The sequence below is a fragment of the Paenibacillus sp. SER-28 genome, from assembly GCF_052906305.1.
The window spans coordinates 222,374-243,250 of sequence record NZ_JBRECM010000001.1 but is presented as its reverse complement, the minus strand read 5'-3'; the positions used below and the strand labels follow the sequence as shown (position 1 = coordinate 243,250).

Sequence of the window (20,877 nt, the reverse complement as noted above, 5' to 3'; positions counted from 1 at the left end):
CTCTATTCCTTGTCCTTGTATATCCAAAGCACCCGCCATTTCTCATCTTCCTGTGTCACATAACAAGGCTGTACGATATCAAAATTACCGAATCGGGTCTTGTAATGCTGAGTGACCGTAATACGGTAAACCTTCCCTAACTCCTCTCCATTCGGATCGGTACGAATGTCATATTCAGCCTGCGGCTCCCCCAGTTCAAACGTGAACGTATCCGTCCCCATATCCTGCATAAAAACGTGCGCACGCTGCTGTACATACGTAGATTTCTCGAATTTCTTTTTCATTTGCGAATGAAAAAACTCCCATGATCCTCCGAAATTTCCCGATTGCTCCATAGTGTAGAACTCGTTCAGTGCTTCTGCCGCTTGATCGCCCTCGCCTGTAGACATCACCCCACGCAGACCCAGCCACAGCAGCCATAACAATCCACATATGATGGCAAAATATAATAGCTTACGGACGAACGCCGAAGCCGCTCTCCTTCTAAACAGCACACATTGCCCCTCCCTCTGTTCGACTATACCGAATTCTCTACAGATGTATGTGGGACAAGCCTTGTTTAGAAGTCTTTAGAAGAAAATAACGGGTGACCTCCCAAATAGGGCACCCGTCTACATAAAGCTTACCTAAGGCGATATGGCCGTGGTAAGCATGTGCTTCTCCAGCACTCCATGGAGACGCTGGCGTTCCTGCTCCTCCACAATGTAATAATATACACCGTTAATTTTACGCCCATGTCCCTTCAGTTCAACGGTATCCGTCTGCTTGAGGGACGGACCGATCCGGGTCAGGAAAGTGGTCATATCGTCAAAGGTAATGTCTGTGCGAATCTGCTCCCCCGCTGCTTCCAATATCGGCTTTACCCTCAACAGACCTTCCTTGCTGATGGACTGGGCCAGAATTTGCTTGAGGAGCTCCCGCTGGCGGGCATTTCTTCCGAGATCCCCACGTGGATCATCGAATCGCATACGAGCGTAGGCCAACGCCTCAGCCCCGTTCAAGTTCAAATTACCCTGCGCAAAATGATGGCCCTCATATTGAAAATCAAGTGGATTATGAACCTCCACTCCCCCCATAAGGTCCACCATTTTCGCAAACCCTTCCATGTTCATCTGCACATAGTAATCTATCGGATGGTTCAAAAAATGCTCAACCGTACGAATCGACATATCCACGCCCCCAAAAGCAAAAGCGTGATTGATTTTGTCCTCACGCCCCTTGCCGATCAACTCTGTTCGCGTATCACGCGGAATGTTGAACATCAACATAGAGCCTTCGGCAGGGTTAACAGACAAGACGATCATCGTATCCGATCGTCCTGGATCGTGAGGCCGCCGATCTACACCCAGCACCAGCACGGTGAACGGCTTGAACTGGGAGATGGCTGCCGGATTGGGTGTACTTGATCCCGTGTCTGTACCTATAGATCGCCCTGCTCCGCCCGTTGCAAAGGTAGAAACCGCCCCAGGCTGCACGATGCTGCGCGGATGATACATCGCATTCGCCGCTGTTTTAAAGGAATGATACACATAAGCGGTGTAGGCAGTAGCCCCTACGAGCAATAACGCCGCAGCCCCCAATGTCACCTTCAGCCATCGTTTCATACGCAGCCTCCCCTTTACGGATTCACTACAGACTGATGACGATCTACATCCAGATTGTTCATCTGTGGCCTGCCGACAGAATAGTATGTAAAGGCGGATTGTCTGATTTGCTCCTCGCTGTACACATTGCGTCCGTCAATCATAATTGGATACTTCATAAGCTCATTCAGTTCACCCAACCCGATATCACCAAATTCTTCCCATTCCGTCAATAGACACAGTGCGTCACATCCCTCTGCCGCTTCTCGTGCGCTATCTGCCCACGTTACTTCCGAGCTGTCCAGCAGTTTGCGGAAGTTAGCCGTCGCGATCGGGTCATATGCACGAATTTGCGCCCCTGCCTCCAGCAGCGACTGCATGATATCCAGCGCCGGGGCATCTCTTACGTCATCTGTATTCGGTTTAAAGGCCAGTCCCCATATACCAATCGTAGCTCCCTCCAGATCACCCAGCGCCTCTTTCAGTTTACGAATCACGTTAAAACGTTGCCCCTGATTCACTTCCACCACAGATTTCAGCAGCTTGAATTCATAGTCCACGTTACCTGCAATTTGGATCAGAGCTTGTGTATCCTTGGGAAAACAGGAACCCCCATAGCCGATACCAGCAGACAAAAAGGAGGAACCGATCCGCTGATCCAGTCCCATACCGTGTGCCACGCGTGTAACGTCTGCGCCCACCTTTTCGCAAATATTTGCAATCTCATTAATAAACGAAATTTTGGTCGCCAAAAAAGCATTCGACGCGTACTTGATCATCTCCGCCGAACGGATATCCGTGGTTACGATATTTGTCGTCAGCGGCTCGTGCAGAGTAGTCAGCACAGCGGACACATGCGGATCGGAAGCTCCGATGATGATTCGATCTGGCTGTAGGGTGTCTATGACTGCTGAGCCTTCGCGTAAAAATTCAGGAACCGAAGCCACACCAAACGGATAATTTGTGCGGCTCGCAATCCAATTTTGAATACGTTTGTTCGTTCCGACAGGCACCGTGCTTTTGGTGACAATTACTTTGTAGCCATTCATGGCGTCTGCCACCTCGCAGGCGGCTTCTTCAATATAGGACAGGTTCGCTTCTCCGCCTGGCAGTGAAGGCGTGCCGACCGCCAAAATAACAATTTCGGCTGCCTCCACCGAAGCAGCCGTATCTGTTGTAAAGCTTAGTCGGCCTTGTTCTACATTATCTTTAATAAGAGCCTTTAATCCCGGTTCATAAATCGGCACCCCACCTGCACGCAGCTGATGAATTTTGTCCTCATTCTGATCTACGCAGACGACGGTATTCCCAAGTGCGGCAAAACAGACCCCCGACACTAGCCCGACATACCCTGCACCAATTACACATAACTTCAAAGCAACTCCCCCTTTTACATGCTGTCTTATTGCATCCGCTTTTACCGACTTCACTTCTCTATATCTCTTCCTGCAAGCCGATTATGATAAAGCGTAAGCCGTTTGTTTTGCCGATAAGATTTTAGAAAACGGTATACATACATCGGATTGTTATAGGCATACCTCTTCCATAATCGCTTCGGTTCGCAGATCAGACGATACAGCCACTCCAGCCCCAGCTTTTGTATCGCTAGTGGCGGTCTACGAACCTTTCCAGTGATATAGTCAAAGGCCGCCCCTACTCCAATCATCACGCCATGAATGCGGTCTTTGTTGCGATGCATCCATATTTCCTGCTTCGGGCAGCCTAAGCTGACGAATATGATATGCGCGCCGGACGCATTGATTTCATCAATGATCCGCTCCTCCTCATCTGGATGAAGCTCACGAAATGGTGGTGAAAAGCTGCCCGCGATGCGGATTCCAGGGTAATCCTGTTCTACTCTTTCTTTTAAGCTATCCAGCGTATCCGGCGTACTGCCGTAAAAATATATACTTACCTTCGTCTGTGGCGCACGTTCGCACAGCTTGAGCATCAGACTGGGACCATCTACCCGATCCTGACGCTCAAATCCGTACAGCTTGAGCGCCCATACCAACGGCATACCATCGGGAGTACACAAATCGGCTTGAGTGAGCGCTTCGTGGAACTCGGAATGATTCCCGGCTGTGACAATGGAATGCGTGTTGCAAATACAAACATAGCCGTCCTTTCGTTCGACTGCCCATTGTTCCAGCATGTGTACCGTCTCCTGAAACGTCAGTGCTGCAATATCTGCATCCGCAATCCTTCCGACTCTATATTGGGGCAGCTGCTTCATAATCACGCTCCTCCATCGCCTCGCTATATATCGCCATCAGCTGCTTCACATTCACTTCTTCCGTATAGCGTGCAGCGTAGTTTTCCGACACCTTCTGTCTCATAGCTGCATAGTTTTCATAAGCTACTGCACAGCGAATCACAGTCTTTATATTTTCCAAATCATCATGTTGAAAATGGAAACCCGTCACCCCGTCCTCCACGACTTCCTCCAGTGCACCGAGCCGGCTGCATAATACCGGAGTTCCAACAGAAAAAGACTCTACAATGGTCATGGGAAATCCTTCATACCAAATGGAAGGCACCATGACATACATGGCCCGGCTCATGCAATCCAGTACCGTGTCTCCATCCTGCTTACCGAGAAACCGAACATCTTCCTGCGGATAAGCAGCGGTCAATTCAGCCTTTTCCGGACCATCCCCAATGATGACCAGTCTCAATCCCCCCCGATCTTCCAACTGTGACCAAGCTTGCAGCAGATTGCGAACCCCTTTTTCAGCTGAAATCCGCCCCACGAACAATAAATAACGATCATTCGGGTCATACTGGGTTTTCACTGTTTTATGATGGACAAAATTCGGCTTTACCGCGATACGATCCAGTGGAATACCGCTTTCGGCAAATTTGTCCCGTGCAAATTCTGTCAGCGCAATATAGCGACTTACCTTGTGCTGCCATGTGCCGATCAGATCGTTGAACTTAATCATCGCCGCTACCGGAATCGTCTGAAGCTGTGAACCTCGATAGCATCCATGACGGATGGAATGCAGCAGCGTGCCGTGCAGACATTTTTCACAAACCTTATTCCCTCGCATAAAGGTTGCCGCCGGACAAATCAGCCTGTAATTGTGCAGTGTCTGGACAACCGGAATCCCCAGCCGTTCACAAGCATGATAGACCGAAGGGGATATAACCGGGAAAAAATTATGCACATGTACCACATCTGGCTTCACCTGTAAAAGCAGCTTTTTGATTCTTTTGAATTCCGGCAGGGACCATGCCGCCTCTACCGCCAGCTTTGCCATGTTCGCTAGCCCTCTGCTTTGAATGCTGTCGTTGTGCACATAGTAATGCTCTGTCTCTATTCCTCTGGAACGCAGCATAGCTGATTCTTGCTCGACAACCTTGTCTTCTCCCCCGCTTTGCTGATAAAAGTTATGGATGATCAGCACCTTGCTCACAGGAGGGTTCATCTGTCTGCTGACCTGTTGGCTCACGTGGTTGCCCCTCTTTCCTGCGTTGATTGCATAGCGTGGTTCGAGCTCGTAGGTTTGATCCCTTGATGACTTACTATTTCATCCGCAATGCGATCCCACGACATACGCTCGACCGTAAGAAAGGCCTTCTCCGCCATACTTCGTCTCAGCTCAGCATTATCCAGCAAATCGCCTATTCGACCAGACCATTCCTCTTCTGAAAAGCTTCTCAGCATCACTCCGCTCACTCCGTCCTCAAGCAAGGTAACCGAGCCCCCGTTTACCGAAGAGATAATCGGGACGCGAAACAGCATGCTTTCCAGCAGCACCATACCAAAAATATCGTATTGGGTCGGAAACAGCATCACATCCGCCGCTCCGTAAACCTGCCACAGATGACGTTGCTCCACTCTTGAAAAATGAATAATACTGTCCGTTATTCCCAGTTCATGAGCATATGTCCAATAGCGGTCTGTGTCCGTCTTCCGTCCATCCCCGACCATTAACAAAAGGCAGCTAGGATGCTTTTGGAGTACCCTTTTGAACGTAGTCAGCATAAAACGTATATTTCTCCGTTCCTCCAGTACACCAACATACAGTAGCACCGGACGATCTCCGATTCGACGCAGCTCATTCGCGACCTCACGGTTTTCCTCACGTTCTCCGCTTATGTCTTCACTGTTGTTACTGGTGTCACTATCGAATGCTCTCTCTACTTTACTGCGATCCAGTCCGACCCCAATCGTAACCACGTTGTCAAAACCTTTATTCTCCAAATAGCGCTTGGCAAGATCGGATTTGACATAGGTACGGCGTAGAGATTTTGCTACCTTCGGCAGCAGCATAATATCGTACAGTTTGCGGATCAGCGCGTGCGTGTTATCTCGGTATGGGCCGTGATACAACGCCAGCTTATCAGGACATTTGCGAGAAAGCAGATAGGTCATGATCTGGTTGTATTCTGTAGTAATGACCAGACCATAGGCATCCAGAAAAGAATCTTTGAGAACATCTCTGTAGATGCTGTTGCTTAAGAACTTAAACCCGTGGAGCCAGATAATACGCAAGGTGCATCCTTCGTGACGGTAGACCTGTTCCAGATGGGTTTCTTTACGATCGTTGTAGTAAACAATATCGCAATCATAGCCTTTTCGAACGAGTGCTTTGCCCAAACCGACTTCCTGTAAATTGTATGAGTCCCCGTTCACTTTGCTGGCAAAATTGCGGAGATACAATATTTTTTGAATCATCATCAGGGCTCCTGCCATTTCATATTGGGTGAGTTATGGAGCATGGAGGGTTCAGAGAACGCTGCGCGTTCCATTTGATCTTCCGATCGCCTGTTGCAGTGGGATTCCTGGATATATAAAACATTCCGAGGTAAGAATCCCACTGCAAAGGCGAACGCTAGCGCTTCTTCAGATTCAAATGGACGGCTCCGCTACTGACCGCCGGGTCCATAAAGTCACCCCATTTCAAAAAAGGAATGCTGGGCATGAAGTGCCCCCCGCTGCGCGGAGAGCGAATGCGCGCTGGCGTTGACTGCGCGCTAGCTTGTATACCGGTCACCATAGCGATAAACGATTGAACAGCATAGAGCTACTACCACTGGGCTGACACAAGACCTTAACGATGGCTAGATTGTCGCCTGCTAAAAGATTGCTATCCACCAAACGGCTGTCACCCTGACAGAGAACGGTACAGAGCATTAATTTCGCTGGCATGCATGCCCGGCGAGAAGTTCGCGGCGATAAGGCGAAGCTATCGCCAGGCGGCTCTTACCTTCCCCACTCTAGGGGCTGGGGGAAATTCTTTTTGGCGGCGGTGGGTAGCGGAGGGTAAGGATTTGAATCTGGAGAAGCGTCAGCGTTCGCCTTTGACGTGGGATTCCGCCCTCTGTAGGGCTTTATTCAAACAAAGGAATCCCACGTCAACAGCGATCGGAAGATCAAATCCGTCCCGAAGCGGCCTTCCATCCACAATAGTTGCTCCAGGATCAAACCCGCCCCGAAGCGGCCTTTCCCCTCCAACTTGAATGTTCACGCTGCCTTTCCTCCGTCATCTGCATATTAAAATGATCTGCCCCTTTGAGCTGGGCAGCTGCCATATCTGCCACTAGAGTCACACTCGATTCCATCGGCACAAAGCGGTATTTGTAGGCTGTAAGCCGATGATCCGTTTCGTGAAATAAAATATCCTGAGCGTAATTCCCCCATCGGTCCTTGGGCATCAAATCAATGGTCATGCTGGCATGCGCAGAGGGCAGCAGCATATTAGAGCCGTGGATACCGATTACTAATTGGCTGGCTGCGTATACCTCGCAGACCCGCAGCTCACTTTCTCGATCGAAGCGTGTGACACGCTCATCAGAAATCCATGCCGGGAAGCTCCCGGTACGCCCAAGTCCAGCGACTGTAAAACGATGATCTGGGAAGCTTTCTTTTAGCCTGCGGAACAGCCGTATGATTTTACTGCGCTGATGATAAATTAGCGGTTTTAGCCCACGTTTGAGCTGCGGAAATTTCTGTACCGCTCTTGCGATATGATGGCTGCCGCTCCACAAGCGATCTTCCCTCCATACGAAGGTAATGCGCGGCTCCGACTCACGCCCCTCGTCATAGCGGGAGACACCTGTAAACTGCTCAATATCAAACTGATTGGGATGTGAATATGCCGGGCTGACATACACCTCATCAAAACGCATCAGTTCCTCAATCATCCGATGATGTAGTACAGGATAAAAGTTACGTGCCCTGCTGAATGGCACATCAACCGTCCAAATTTCAGACACATATGCTGGCACCATCCACTCCAGCGACTTTTGCACAATAACGATAATTCCCAGGTCCGGGGATTGCTCGTATTCGCGTTGCACATTGAGCAGCTTGAGCAACGCATGACCATACAAATAATCCATAGTGTTGACGATGATTACACGTGTAGAAGCTTTCATTTTATGCACGGTCATGCCGACTGCTAAGTCATAGGAAGGATTCATCAACGATTGCCGCAAAGGCTCTCCGAGCCATTTTCTCGATTTCGCATCACCGGTCAGAATATAGTCAGGCATTTCTACACGATAAGGTGAATACGTGGCATGACCGACCCTCATGTCCTCGAGATATTCGCGTCCGCACCCCTCACACGCAGTACTGACACATACATGGATTCCCTGCCACAGCACCTCTCCACTACGTACCTTACCTCCACAATGCGGGCACTGTTCCTCATGCCGAACAAACGGTTTAATGGGTATCATGATTGTTCTCTCCAACTTTCGGTACTGTAATTTGAACACGCCAAAAGGTCAGGATGGACTTTATCATCCAACCCAAATTAGATTTAACTTCCTTAAACAGCAAATCTAATAGAAATACAGATATCGTAAAGGACAAGATCGTCGCCACTAACGACCCTCGCACACCAAGCAAAGGGATTAGCGCGTAATTGAAAGCGATATTCGTAACCGCCCCTACCACCGAGGTCAGCAGCGTGTATCTAAACAAATTTTCATTGGTAATAAACAAGCTTTTAGCAACACTGAAGTTGGTGAAAAACAGACGAATTGCAAACAGAGACAACAGCGAACCTGCTTCGGTAAATTCTCTCCCATACAGCACAACCACTACCCATTGCGATAGAAAAAATAAAGGTACCGAGGTCACAAGAAAGCATATAAACATCAGCCGATACACCTTGGACAATGTCTGTCTGTATTCGTCGCTTCCTTTCTGCTTGGAACGCGTCACCACCGGAGCATAAGCCGTCGTCAGAACGACCGGAATGAAGCCCAGCACTTCGATGAGTCGGAGTGCAACGGAGTATTGCCCGACCGCAGCATTCCCCAGCAGTTCACCGATAATGACTTGATCGATCCGTGCCTGTACATATACAGCGGAGGATGACAATATAAGCGGCCAGCTGTGATTCATGATTCGCCGAGCTGTGGTTAAGCGGAACGTCCATCGGTTCACACGTCGTCCTTCCTTATGGAAGAAATACAGCAGCAGCAGGCTTCCCAACAGAAACTCTCCATGAGCACACAACGCCACCAACCATATCGGAACACCGGACAACAAAAGAATGATTTTGATGGTGGAGCCGAGAACAAAAGCGGTATTCTTGGCAACGACCGTGTATTTGGACAGCATCTGCGCACGAAACCAGTAGTCGATGATATCAAACAATTGAAATATCGAGGCCGTAGCCAGGATTAGGTTGATCAACCGCACTGAACTATCTTCCGGTCTGAGCAGTGAAATTAAGGAATAGGACAGTACAATGGCTATCAGAGTACCTACCAATTTCAGCAGAACCGCCGTCCCCAATAGCTCATGCTCATCCTTGGGGTCTTTGACAAGATCGCGTACTAATATAGAATCAAAGCCAAGGGTCGTGAAAATCAAAAACATCCCGAAAAAGGATTCCGCATAATTCCACTTTCCCAGTTCCTCTGGTCCCAACACTCTCGCCATGATGATGCTGACTGCCAGCCCGAACACCATGCGAATCATTTTGTCACCGAACAGCCAGGATGTATTCACCAGCAAACTTCTGCGCGGTTTGGCGCGTTTTTTGACTAATGTCATAGGTTTTACTCCATCTTAAAAAATGACCTTTCGCACAGCCTTATAACCTGCTGTTCTGTCAATGCAGCTGCAATCAATGTACAGCGAAGAGACCCCCGCTCAGGCGGGTGGCCCCTCCATCTCTTACACGACAACAGAAGCTTCAACTGCAGCCTGCCTTTTTACCCGCTCCAAGTCTGTATCCACCATCATATGAATGAGCTGCTCGAAGCCTACTTCCAATCGCCAGCCCAGCTTTTCTTTCGCCTTGGCACAATCGCCGAGCAATAAATCTACCTCTGCCGGACGGACAAATTGAGGATCGATCACGACGTAATCCTCATAATTTAAACCTACATGGGAAAAGGCAATTTGCAGCAGTTCACGTACAGAATGCATTTCTCCCGTGGAAATGACGTAATCATCCGGTTGATCCTGCTGAAGCATCAGCCACATCGCCTTTACATAATCGCCTGCAAAACCCCAGTCTCGCAGTGAATCCAAATTTCCCATGCGCAGCTCCTGCTGCAACCCTAGCTTGATACGAGCTACCGCATCCGACACTTTACGCGTTACAAATTCCAGTCCTCGGCGTGGCGATTCGTGATTGAACAGAATGCCAGAGCAAGCAAACATATCAAAGCTTTCGCGATAGTTCACTGTAATCCAATGGCCGTACACTTTGGCTACACCGTAGGGACTACGTGGGTAAAACGGAGTCGTTTCTGTCTGGGGTGTCTCCAGCACCTTACCGAACATCTCGCTGCTTGACGCCTGATAAAAGCGCGCTTCCGGTTTGGCAATTCGAACCGCCTCCAGCATATTGGTGACAGATAGCGCTGTAATCTGCCCTGTAGCCAACGGCTGCGGCCACGAGGCCGCTACAAAGGATTGAGCAGCCAAGTTGTAGACCTCATCTGGGTCGGACTGACGGACGGCTTCGATCAATGAAGCCAGATCGGTCATATCACCGGAAAGCCATTGGATGTCATTCTGGATATGCGCTACATTTTCAAAGTTCGGTGTGCTGGTTCGTCTGCGCACCCCGTATACCTCATAATCCTTGGACAGCAGCAACTCAGCCAGATAGGACCCGTCTTGTCCGGTAATCCCTGTGATCAGCGCTTTTTTCATTCCAATTCCCCCACCGTTTTTTTTATTGTTCAACCAGATCCTGGCCTTGAAATGCCTGATACACAGACCTTAATCCCTCTTCTAGTGAAATACGCGCCGACCAGCCCAGCCCAGAAATTCGGGATACATCTACCAACTTACGCGGCGTTCCATCAGGAGCGGAGGTGTTAAAGGTAATTTCCCCCTCATAGCCGACTACATTCTTCACTCGTTCAGCCAGCTCACGAATGGAGATATCCTCACCTACGCCGATATTTACAATTTCATTTCCTTCATAATTGTTCATCAGGAACAGACAGGCTTCTGCCAGATCATCAGAATGAAGAAATTCTCGGCGCGGCGTACCAGAGCCCCATACTTCTACAGTCGGAGATTGATTCAGCTTGGCTTCATGAAACTTACGGATGAGCGCAGGCAGCACATGAGAGGTCTGGAGATCAAAATTGTCGCCCGGACCGTATAAATTCGTCGGCATCACAGAAATAAACCGAGTTCCATACTGACGGTTGTAAGACTGACACATTTTAATCCCGGCAATTTTAGCAATCGCATAGGCCTCATTAGTAGGCTCCAGTTCACCCGTAAGTAGATATTCTTCTCGCAACGGCTGCGGAGCAAATTTAGGATAGATACAGGTAGAGCCGAGGAATAACAGCTTGCCTACATTCGCCCGGTATGCCGCATCAATCACATTCGTTTGTATAAGCAGATTGTCACGGATAAAATCAGCCGGATATTCGTTATTCGCCAAAATCCCACCAACCTTGGCCGCTGCCAGAAATACATAATCCACAGGCTCTGTTTCAAAAAAATGATCTACTGCCTCTTTATTGCGTAGATCCAGCTCACGGCTTGTGCGAGTAATAATATGACGGTAACCCGCATTCTGAAGCGCTCGGACAATAGCGGAACCCACCAGTCCGTTATGCCCTGCTACATATATGTTGGAATGAAGATCCATACTTATCCCCTACCTTCTTCGTGAAAATGAAAGACTTTAATACGCATCCTTGGAGCCTAGCAGCACACGAAATGTTTTCAGCATAATGATCATATCTGTGCGGAAACTGCGTCTGGATATGTACTCCAAATCCAGTTCTACCATCTGGTTAAAGCTTAGATGATTACGACCGCTGATCTGCCATAGACCGGTGCAGCCTGGTGTAACCGTCAGACGCAGCTTATCCCTCACTGTGTAATTATGGACTTCTCTTGGCAACGGGGGCCTGGGTCCTACCAGACTCATCTGCCCACGCAGTACATTGAACAGTTGTGGCAGCTCGTCGATGCTCGTTCTGCGAAGAAAGCGACCCACACGGGTAATTCGGGGATCGTCCCGCATTTTGAACATCGCACCCTCAATTTCATTTTCCACCAGCAGTGCAGACAATCTCGCCTCGGCATCAGACACCATGGAACGAAATTTGATCATGCGAAACGGCCGTTCATTTTTCCCAATACGTACTTGATAAAATAACGCACTGCCTTTTGGGTCCTCCAGCTTAATCAGCAAAATGACAAGCAGAAATACCGGGCATAGCACGATGATTCCAATGAAAGACAATATAATATCCATGCTTCGCTTCACGAACGGGTATACGTTCCATCCTTGCCGCCGTTCAAGCCCATGAGCGACCGAATATACATCCACTGACGCGCCCAGCACTTCGGCATCGTTCGAGCGGGAAGAAGACACGTCTCATCACCTCGCTCCTTATTGATAATTATTATTTATACATTGTTAAAAGAATTTTATATACTCTCATTTTCCTCCTTTTTATTCATGTCAGATTGCGTTCCTCCATACCCCTCTCGGCGCGGGTATTCGAACGCTTCACATTATTAAGTACGACACCCAGAATGCGCGCCTTTACTCTTTCCAAATTCGCTTTTGCTTTCTTGACGACATCCTTTTTGACCTTCCCTGCCTGCACCACCAGAATGACTCCGTCACACATAGCGCTTATAATTAAGCCATCCGGAAAGGACAGCAACGGCGGCGTATCCATTAAGATCACGTCATAATGTTCTTTTAGCTCAACCAGCAGAGCATTCATTCTGCGGGAACTGAGCATCTCGGACGGATTGGGCGGGTTCGGCCCGGCTGTAATTGCATGCAGATGATCAATCCTGGTTTCCTGAACCACATCCTGCCATGCCTGTTGATTGGCAAGCACCCGTGTCAGCCCTGTATGATTACGCAAACCAAACATATGGTGCAAAGAGGAACGACGCAGATCCATGTCCATAATCAGCACCTTTTTCCCCTCTTGCGCATAGGTTACGGCCAAATTGCTAATCGTGACCGTTCTGCCTTCACCCGCCTGAGCGGACGCCACCATCATAACCTCAATCGGCTCGTCTATAGAAGAAAACTGGATGTTAGTACGAAGCATGCGGTACTCCTCCGAAACGGAAGACTGAGCATGTAGGGATGTAACGAGCTGATTATTGATTAATCGCGGCATATTGCCCTTCACCTACCTGTTTAGGAGTTGTAGTGGAGCTGTCAGAGCGTTTATCTTCTTTTTTCATTTTCGTAATCAGGGATAAGGTAGGCAGACCGAGTTCTTTTTCAATATCCTCTTCATTTTTAAATGTATCATCCAATACCTCCAGCAAAAACGCCAAGCCGATTCCCAACAATAAAGAGGTGACAAAAGCAATAAATATCTGTATAGCGGGATTACTGTTCACGGGAACTGCTGGATCATTCAGACTGGCTTCGCTTAGGATGGTGACATTGTCCATTTTCATGATAGAGGGAATTTGCCGTTTGAATACTTTGGCTACCGCATTGACGGTTTTCACAGCCTTCGTATACGATAAATCGCGGATTGTTACATCCATGACCTGTGAATCACCTGCGGTGTTCACTCTTAATTTTTGCGCCAAAGCTGACGGAGTGACCTTAAGGTCGGGGAAGCTGGCGACCACCTGATCCATAATCGCCGAGGAGATCATAATTTGCTTATAGGAGTTCGTTAAGGCTATATTCGTTTGAACTACACTGTAATCAACGACACCTGCACGATCCGGTCGTGGCGTCTGGTTGATAATGAGCTTTGCGGTAGCTTCATAAATCTGCGGGGTAAAATATACATTTTTTATGCCCACTACAGTACATACCAGCAGTACGATGCTACCAATCAACCACATTCTTTTACGGATCAAACGGATGTACTCTTTCAACTGCACAAGACCAGTCCTCCCTGATTGACTTGTTTTCGATGCAATAACGCTTGTACTGATCCTCTGCATAACGGGGAAAAGAACGATGCATGACCCTCTAATCTATAGTAAAATGTTGTATAATAGCGCATAGAAGGTCTAGCCAGCGAATAAGCACAAAATGCTCAATAATCGGTGGCCTCTTAGGGTATATAAACGAAGACATAAGTGAAAACTATGAAATAAAGATACGTTATGTAACTTACATAACTAATTTATGATACAAAACGTATCTTGTCAAGCGTAAAATTGCTTTTTTACCTTTCTTAACCTTGCCTTCAGGAGGAAAAACAGATGAATTATGGCACCCGCATCGCTGAATTACGAGAACATAAGGGATTAAAACAAGAGGAACTAGCGCAATCCCTCGGAATTACGCGGGCAGCTCTTTCTCACTATGAAAAAAATAGGCGCAAGCCAGATTTTGAGATCCTGACCAAGCTCGCTGATATTTTCGGGGTAACGATTGACTACTTGGTGGGACGTACGAGCCATCCGGCGGCAATATTGGATTCAGATGTGAGGGAATTTGTGGACCAGCTTGAACTGTCCGACGAGGATATTCTGCAACGTTTCAACCTGACCATTGACGGACGTACCTTGTCCGAGGAAGAAGCCAAACGTTTTATTGCATTTGTCCGAATGGAACGAATGATGGAATAAAGAAACCTTCCGATTGCTTCACGTCTCGCTCAAGTAAGACCAGCCGTTTACACGCGCTTGTCCTTCCGGTATGTGGTTCCCTCAGCGTCGTTTTCTAGCCATTCTGGCATCGTGAACCCACATTGGAGCAAAATGTCCCGGATGTCCAAGTCGATAGCGGCTTTGTCTACTTTCCGTGCGTTGTTTTGAAAAAGAGGGTTGTTCACCCCTAATTCTGTCTCCTTGTTCATTCAGCACTAACCTCGCTTTATTATTCTTGGTCACCGGAAAGAGATTTCCTACAAAACCATGTATGTATAGTCATGAACAAAACTATTATATATGAATACATACCTGCAATGTTGTCGTCTTATGACGAGAATATAAAAGGATTTTCTTATTTTTTTCTTCATTATACGTAAAGTATTGGCAAATCAGAACGATTTTCCAACAAAAAAGAACCTGTCAGGTCCTATTTTCTCCTGATAGGTTCTTTTTTGTTTTATTTCGAAATGATGTTAGGTATTCGTTAACTCAGGTCCTATATACATTCCGATCTGTTATTAAGCGACCTCGGCTGCCTGGGAAACCTGAGTGCCTCCGGTCGCCCGGACTTTGTAGACATAGTGGCCTCCAGCTTTTACTGTGCGGTCTGTATACGTGCTTCCCGCTACTTGCGAGGCAATCACCTGATAGGCCCCGTCGGTCCCGTCAGCACGCAGCACATCATAGGAAGATACGCCTTCTGCCTGAAGCCAATTAATCTTTACCGCCCCATCCTGAACAGAGGCAGCCTTCACCCCTGTTGGGGCTGAAGCTGCGGTCTGATCTGTACTTTTTAATTCCAAAATATATTGTACCGCTTCGCCAGGACCCAGCTTTTCTTCTAAATCAAGAGCAGGAGAAGCCTTGAGCCCTGATATGGAACGCTGTGCCTGACTGTAAGTAGAACCCGCTCCAAAACGTTCACCCGTGTACAAACCGGCTTTCGGCATCGTTACCCGTACACGAACGGTCTGCGGGGTAGCTTCGAAATTCACTAGATTCACCAGCAATTTGTCTGAAGTAGCGCCGCTACCTGCCAGCGGTTTAAGCTTGGACGTATCCACCGCACGAACATAGACCATCTTGTCCTTGGTATCCTCTGGATTCAGCACTGTATAAGTCAGAGGTTGTCCATGGGTGGCATAGGCTAAGCTCAAGCGTCTCATGATCTTAACACGGGTGTCCTGTCCTTGCCCGAACGGATAAATTTCTGTGTTGGCCGGGTTATGACTTTGCAGATCGAAGCCTGTTTTAAACAGCGTATAATCTTTATAAAAAGCAGCGTGCTGGATAAACATATCGGCAAACCCAATTTGCGAACGCATAATCCGGTCGAATGCAGCTGCTTGTGGCTGACTAGCCCCGTAATCTGGATTGTCTCGATGCGTATCATTGGTACCGAACTCTGTGTTCAGCATCTTTTTCGCCAGTCCATTGCTCGAACCGCCGAAGGTTTTCAAATTTTGGACGAAGCTTCCCCCGCCCTCTTCATTATACGATTCACCATAGGCGTGTCCATTGGTCAGGTCAGTGACTTCCTCCAGCTGTTTACGTTGCGCCGGGTCTCGTTCCCATCCATCTGGGTCACCGCATTTTTGCGTACCACTGGTTTGATTTTTGCACGCTTTGGTTGAGTACGTTGGCCAGTAGGCCCAGCCCGGTGCTACGGTTTTGAGATGCGGTGCCAATTGCTTGCCTTCTGTATTCAACCACTTGGCCACAGCCAGGTTTACCGCCTTGGAGCGATTAAATAATCCAGGTTCGTTATCTACTTCATAATATTGAAGATAAGAACCGTATTTTTTTACATAATCGCGCAACTTTTGCTTGGCCGTCTCTGGCAGAGAACCATCTTTTTGCAGCTTAATATCACCTGTATATAAATACAAAGCAGACGATTGCATATTATACTGCTTTAACGTTTGATAGTAATCATCCACGTCTGTACATGCCTTGCCCACATTACTGGCACAGGTGACCCTCATGACGTTGCCACTATAAGCAATGCCCAGCCACTTGAGAACGTATGGTAAATGCTTAACTGCACCCTGATCATAATAAAATTCTTTATTGTTCACATTTGTTCCGGTCAGTATATATTTACCGTGTACCGGTTCGACCGCAGGTGAAGCTAACGTCTCCAAGCTCAAGTCATCCCAAGTCCACCACACATTTTTATCTTCTGCAGAGGAGCAGTATAGGCAGCGCGCTGTCTTTAGCTTGAGTACGTTAACACCGCTTTGCAATTGCTCTTTGGGTATATATAACTCGTAGTTGTTTTTGAAATTATAAGCACTCCCAGTACCGGATACCCCGGCAATCTGAATAATACCGGACAACTGATGATTTGAAAATACAGCCATTTGCGGGACTGCTTTGCCCGCATCCAAAATCCGAACACGGAATATCATACCATTGGGAGGTATCTGATTCAGCTTATACTGAAGTGTCAGTTCAGGGTTCGTGGACGCATTCAAACCGGGAGGAATATCTCCACTGCTGAGCAATACCGGAACTGTTGTACTCTCTTCTGCTACCGACAACGCTGACAGTGCTCCTTTAGCAGACGATTCGGTAGTGGCAGCTGCTGTAGAAATGTCGATATTATCCCTACCGACCACACCTTTGAATTCCGCTGAAGAGTCATCCCTCTGACCCAGCTTCCATACTGGACTGGCAGCCGCTACTTTATCCGTCTGCAATTCTGCGCTTCTTGAAGGCGTGTATATAAACCAAGCAATCATCGCTATAGCTACGACCGCTAATAGTCCAGATAAAACGACTGTATACCTATGGGATAACCATTTTTTTATCATATGATCCACCCTCTCTCCTCAAATTTTTGGACCGGGAAAGAGTATCAATCAAGGAAGAAACAAAGCGTTTCCGGGAATCACCGCTTTCGCTTCATGCTGACTTTCCCACATTAGACGTGCCATCGCGTCGCCTTTTTCATCATAGTATTCCACTTTTAAATCTACCATTTTGCCTGCTTCCAAAGTAATACTGCCTTTACGCTCCGTCCAGCTTTGTTTGAACCAGCTGTCAATCACCAACTTGCCGTCTACCCATACGCGAATACCATCATCGGATATCGTTGTGAACATATAGGTCTCGCTATATTGTGGTTTGATTTTACCCGTCCAGCGAACCGAGAACTGATCGGCATTCACCTTTGGATCAGCTGCATTGGCGCGCCAGTTGTAGTCCAGCTTGCTATCTGTACGGATCAAAGCAGGACTTCCATTCAAATTCATATTGTTAAAATATTGGCCACGCAGCCCGTTCACATATACCACATCAGGAACAGAAGGAGGAGTCGGAGCTGGGGGAACGATCACTACTGGCGGAGCCGGGATAGGCTCACTTTGTCCCTCGTCCGGTAAGGTCGGTATATCTGCCCCAGGTGGTTGAATCGTTTCCAATCCATTCTTCACATCATCCCGCGTCAAACTCCTCGAATCATTTATATAATCCTGAATTTGATTTGTTGTGTTATTCTCAGTCAGCATCTTGCCCCAAGTCATGGAATATACCCATTTAGGCTGAGCCTGCAACACCTCAGAACTAGGCATCTCACCGTGCTCTCCAATGGCAATCGGCTTATTCCGTGCCAATCCAAGCAAGCCTTCGTAATGACTTTGCTTAAAATCATTGTTGTAAATGTCTACTGCCAAGATGTCCACTTTGTCATCCCCAGGGTATTTCGGGGTATACGGGACAGTATACGAATTGGGCGCATTCGGACTCCATACCCACAGCAGATTGTTCAATTGATGTGTGTTTGTAAAACGGTCGTACATGATATTCCATAGCTGATTGAAATTAGTTTTGTTTCCCCACCAGAACCAGTCACCATTCATTTCGTGGTAAGGTCTCCACAAAACCGGAACCCCTGCATCACGAAGCTGCTTTAACGAAACAGCGACCTTATCCAGATCGGCAATGAGGAGGTTATACTGCGTAGTACCTGGGGTCACGTATTTGTTGAACTCTGTCTGACTTACTTTCGCCTGTACATTGGCCCAAGTCAGTGGCCTACCCGGTAGCGCTTCATGAAAAGTCATCGTCACAATACCACCGGATCTGCTCCAACGGATAGCACTATCGACGACATTTTTACGTTGTGCTGCTTCCGTAGCGTCAGATTGACCAGAGATAGCTCCCATCTCATAGCCGTGTACACCAACATATGCCTGACTGATTTTTTGGACCTTGTTACTTAATTCATCCGGACTTTCCAAATAATCATGCTGACCGGTGACTATTTTTTCCCCTGAGATGTTGAGTAAATAATTGTATAGTTCACGGGCCTGAGTAGAAGCGTCCGAATTAACAGGTTGTAATGAAGTGGCATTCGCCACAGACAGAGAATCACCAAAACCGACGGGCAACAATGAAAAAAGCATAACAACGGGGAGTACATGACGTATCAGTCGATACAGAGGAATAAAATTGAATCTCACTTTCGCTCTTCCTTTCGGTAGCCAGGCTGCCATCCTTGTAGAAGGCCCTTTAGCTTTGCGTACCTGCCTTTCGACAGGGCTGCGTTTATCGTTGGAAGGAGTTTGGATTCCTTCTTACCCTAAGTATCGACTTTCTTTTACCAAAATTTAATAGGTCATGTTCATGAATTTACAGGTTTTCGCCCAATTTCGACAGTTTGAGCTATGAATTTTCATGAATTCGTCTTTTTTTCGTTTTTACGAAAACAATTATGAGATAAATTGGTGACGGGAAATTTCATTCCAATCCATACAAAAGCGGACAATATCCTCTTCAACCAATTCAGAACCAGTCTGCACCTCAATAAAATCCACATCGGTCACAGCCAAAATGCTATGCTTCGTTCCTTCAGGAATGCGAACTACATCACCAGCTTTTACTTTGTGCAGCTTCTCATTCAAAATAATTTCCGCTTCACCGCTAATAATGGTCCAAATTTCACTCCGTTTGAAATGAAGCTGATAGCTGATATTTTTGCCTTTCCGTACGCGGATTCGTTTGGTCAATACCTCGTTACCCTCGTCATACTTGACATAATCCACAACCCGATACTGCCCCCAACGACGTTCTTCATACATTGGACGCTGATCATGAGCCTTGAGCACTTCCTTAATGCGAGGACTTTCAGCCTTATTGGTCACAAGAATACCATCCGGGCTAGCGGCTACAATCAGATCATTCGTTCCAATGATCGCCACAGGAATGTCTAACTCGTTAATAAGACTCGTATTGACGCAATCCTCCGTTACTACACCTCTGCCCACTTGTTGATTAGACATTTCTTCTGTGAGCGTATTCCAGGTGCCCAAATCCTTCCAGAAACCATCATACGGAAGAACTACGATATCCTTTTCCTTCTCGACTACTTCATAGTCAAAGCTGATTTTTTCCAGAGATGCGTATTGCTTTTGCATTTCTTCATAATTCAGCGGCAAACCCTTGGATGCCAAGATATCCAGCAAATAACTTAATTTGAATGCAAAAACCCCGCAGTTCCATAGAGCATTGCGTTCAATCAGACGCTCCGCCTGCTCCCGGTCGGGTTTCTCTTGAAAATGGCTCACTTCGCGGTAGCCAGTGCTACCTTGGGTGGCATCGTTTTTCGGAATAATGTAACCATATTTCTCTGAAGGATAGGAAGGGACAACCCCGATTAAAGCAAGCTTGCCTTCACTCTCCTGGAGTGTATGTTCCAGCTGGGCTACGGAAGCGAAGAAAGCATCCTCAACATAAGGATCTACAGGCAATATAGCTATAATTTCATCAGGGGAAACACCAGCAATGGAATATAGATAAGTCGCTGTCAGCGCAATCGCAGGAAAGGTGTCTCTGCGTTCCGGCTCAACAATGATGCGCGTATTCGGCCCGACCTGACTCTGGATCATTTCGACCTGTGCTCTCCCTGTCGCAATAAACGAGGATTCTGATAATCCGTTGTCTCCCAATTGTCTCCATACCCGCTGTACCATGGATTCCGAAATCCCCTCCGGGCTCTCCAGTACCTTCAAAAATTGTTTGGAACGGGAATCATTGGACAAAGGCCATAATCTTTTACCGGAACCACCAGACAAAAGTACGAGCTTCATAACTCTCCACTTCCTCTCTATATTGGTTGGATGATCGTTCTGAATGATGAGTAGCCCGCTACGGACTGAATTTGATCTTACGATCGCTGTTGCCGTGGGATTCTTTGGATTGTGTAAGACATTTATATGTAAGAATCCCAAGTCAAAG

Annotated in this window: 18 protein-coding genes and 1 riboswitch; of the genes, 1 reads left to right on the top strand and 17 read right to left on the bottom strand. The window is 47.5% G+C overall.

What is annotated here, in order from left to right:
- Window positions 1-2: 2 nt before the first annotated feature.
- The 13 genes from ACUYLD_RS01070 to ACUYLD_RS01010 all read right to left on the bottom strand — a co-directional run bounded on the left by ACUYLD_RS01070 (window position 3) and on the right by ACUYLD_RS01010 (window position 13,917).
- Complete coding sequence (locus ACUYLD_RS01070; RefSeq protein WP_069291336.1) at window positions 3-494, bottom strand: hypothetical protein; 492 nt, start codon at window positions 492-494, stop codon at window positions 3-5.
- Window positions 495-626: 132 nt separating this feature from the next.
- Entirely contained in the window at window positions 627-1,604 is a 978-nt protein-coding gene (locus tag ACUYLD_RS01065; protein ID WP_446674260.1) for an LCP family glycopolymer transferase, read from the bottom strand.
- A gap of 14 nt (window positions 1,605-1,618) precedes the next feature.
- Window positions 1,619-2,959, bottom strand: coding sequence for a UDP-glucose dehydrogenase family protein (locus ACUYLD_RS01060; protein WP_446674259.1), 1,341 nt, complete (start codon window positions 2,957-2,959; stop codon window positions 1,619-1,621).
- A 50-nt stretch (window positions 2,960-3,009) separates the two neighbouring features.
- On the bottom strand, window positions 3,010-3,819 hold the full coding sequence (locus tag ACUYLD_RS01055; protein ID WP_028543099.1) for a WecB/TagA/CpsF family glycosyltransferase: 810 nt from the start codon (window positions 3,817-3,819) through the stop codon (window positions 3,010-3,012).
- Window positions 3,797-5,038 carry a glycosyltransferase family 4 protein gene (locus tag ACUYLD_RS01050; protein ID WP_446674258.1) on the bottom strand — a complete coding sequence of 414 codons (1,242 nt, stop codon included), beginning with the start codon at window positions 5,036-5,038 and terminating at the stop codon, window positions 3,797-3,799. Before ACUYLD_RS01050 ends, ACUYLD_RS01055 begins: the two co-directional genes overlap by 23 nt.
- A complete protein-coding gene (locus ACUYLD_RS01045; RefSeq protein WP_446674565.1) occupies window positions 5,035-6,267 on the bottom strand; it encodes a glycosyltransferase family 4 protein in 1,233 nt (410 codons plus the stop codon). The genes ACUYLD_RS01050 and ACUYLD_RS01045 overlap by 4 nt, the downstream gene beginning before the upstream one ends.
- Window positions 6,268-7,013: 746 nt before the next feature.
- Complete coding sequence (locus ACUYLD_RS01040; protein ID WP_446674257.1) at window positions 7,014-8,276, bottom strand: hypothetical protein; 1,263 nt, start codon at window positions 8,274-8,276, stop codon at window positions 7,014-7,016.
- Window positions 8,263-9,606: a flippase gene (locus ACUYLD_RS01035; RefSeq protein ID WP_061830267.1), complete on the bottom strand. Its 1,344-nt coding sequence runs from the start codon at window positions 9,604-9,606 to the stop codon at window positions 8,263-8,265. The genes ACUYLD_RS01040 and ACUYLD_RS01035 overlap by 14 nt, the downstream gene beginning before the upstream one ends.
- Window positions 9,607-9,729: 123 nt before the next feature.
- A complete protein-coding gene (gene gmd, locus ACUYLD_RS01030; protein WP_061830268.1) occupies window positions 9,730-10,719 on the bottom strand; it encodes a GDP-mannose 4,6-dehydratase in 990 nt (329 codons plus the stop codon).
- Window positions 10,720-10,741: 22 nt separating this feature from the next.
- Entirely contained in the window at window positions 10,742-11,680 is a 939-nt protein-coding gene (gene fcl, locus ACUYLD_RS01025) for a GDP-L-fucose synthase (RefSeq protein WP_250259094.1), read from the bottom strand.
- A gap of 36 nt (window positions 11,681-11,716) precedes the next feature.
- Window positions 11,717-12,415 (bottom strand): sugar transferase, encoded by a 699-nt coding sequence (locus ACUYLD_RS01020; protein ID WP_165176455.1) that lies wholly within the window; start codon window positions 12,413-12,415, stop codon window positions 11,717-11,719.
- An 85-nt stretch (window positions 12,416-12,500) separates the two neighbouring features.
- Window positions 12,501-13,187: a CpsD/CapB family tyrosine-protein kinase gene (locus ACUYLD_RS01015; RefSeq protein ID WP_446674256.1), complete on the bottom strand. Its 687-nt coding sequence runs from the start codon at window positions 13,185-13,187 to the stop codon at window positions 12,501-12,503.
- Window positions 13,168-13,917 carry a YveK family protein gene (locus ACUYLD_RS01010; protein WP_039269541.1) on the bottom strand — a complete coding sequence of 250 codons (750 nt, stop codon included), beginning with the start codon at window positions 13,915-13,917 and terminating at the stop codon, window positions 13,168-13,170. The genes ACUYLD_RS01015 and ACUYLD_RS01010 overlap by 20 nt, the downstream gene beginning before the upstream one ends.
- Window positions 13,918-14,244: 327 nt before the next feature.
- Here ACUYLD_RS01010 and ACUYLD_RS01005 point away from each other — a divergent pair, with 327 nt between their 5' ends.
- Window positions 14,245-14,613: a helix-turn-helix domain-containing protein gene (locus ACUYLD_RS01005; protein WP_025720479.1), complete on the top strand. Its 369-nt coding sequence runs from the start codon at window positions 14,245-14,247 to the stop codon at window positions 14,611-14,613.
- A 47-nt stretch (window positions 14,614-14,660) separates the two neighbouring features.
- Here the strand turns inward: ACUYLD_RS01005 and ACUYLD_RS01000 are convergent, their stop codons facing one another.
- From ACUYLD_RS01000 to ACUYLD_RS00985, 4 genes are all read right to left on the bottom strand, one after another.
- Complete coding sequence (locus ACUYLD_RS01000) at window positions 14,661-14,843, bottom strand: hypothetical protein (RefSeq protein ID WP_322159462.1); 183 nt, start codon at window positions 14,841-14,843, stop codon at window positions 14,661-14,663.
- A gap of 312 nt (window positions 14,844-15,155) precedes the next feature.
- Window positions 15,156-17,453 carry a hypothetical protein gene (locus ACUYLD_RS00995; protein ID WP_446674255.1) on the bottom strand — a complete coding sequence of 766 codons (2,298 nt, stop codon included), beginning with the start codon at window positions 17,451-17,453 and terminating at the stop codon, window positions 15,156-15,158.
- A gap of 48 nt (window positions 17,454-17,501) precedes the next feature.
- Window positions 17,502-19,103 (bottom strand): glycosyl hydrolase, encoded by a 1,602-nt coding sequence (locus ACUYLD_RS00990; protein ID WP_446674254.1) that lies wholly within the window; start codon window positions 19,101-19,103, stop codon window positions 17,502-17,504.
- 13 nt (window positions 19,104-19,116) lie between these two features.
- Window positions 19,117-19,197: riboswitch (cyclic di-GMP riboswitch) on the bottom strand.
- Window positions 19,198-19,352: 155 nt separating this feature from the next.
- Entirely contained in the window at window positions 19,353-20,729 is a 1,377-nt protein-coding gene (locus ACUYLD_RS00985) for a sugar phosphate nucleotidyltransferase (protein ID WP_013309163.1), read from the bottom strand.
- Window positions 20,730-20,877 lie beyond the last annotated feature (148 nt).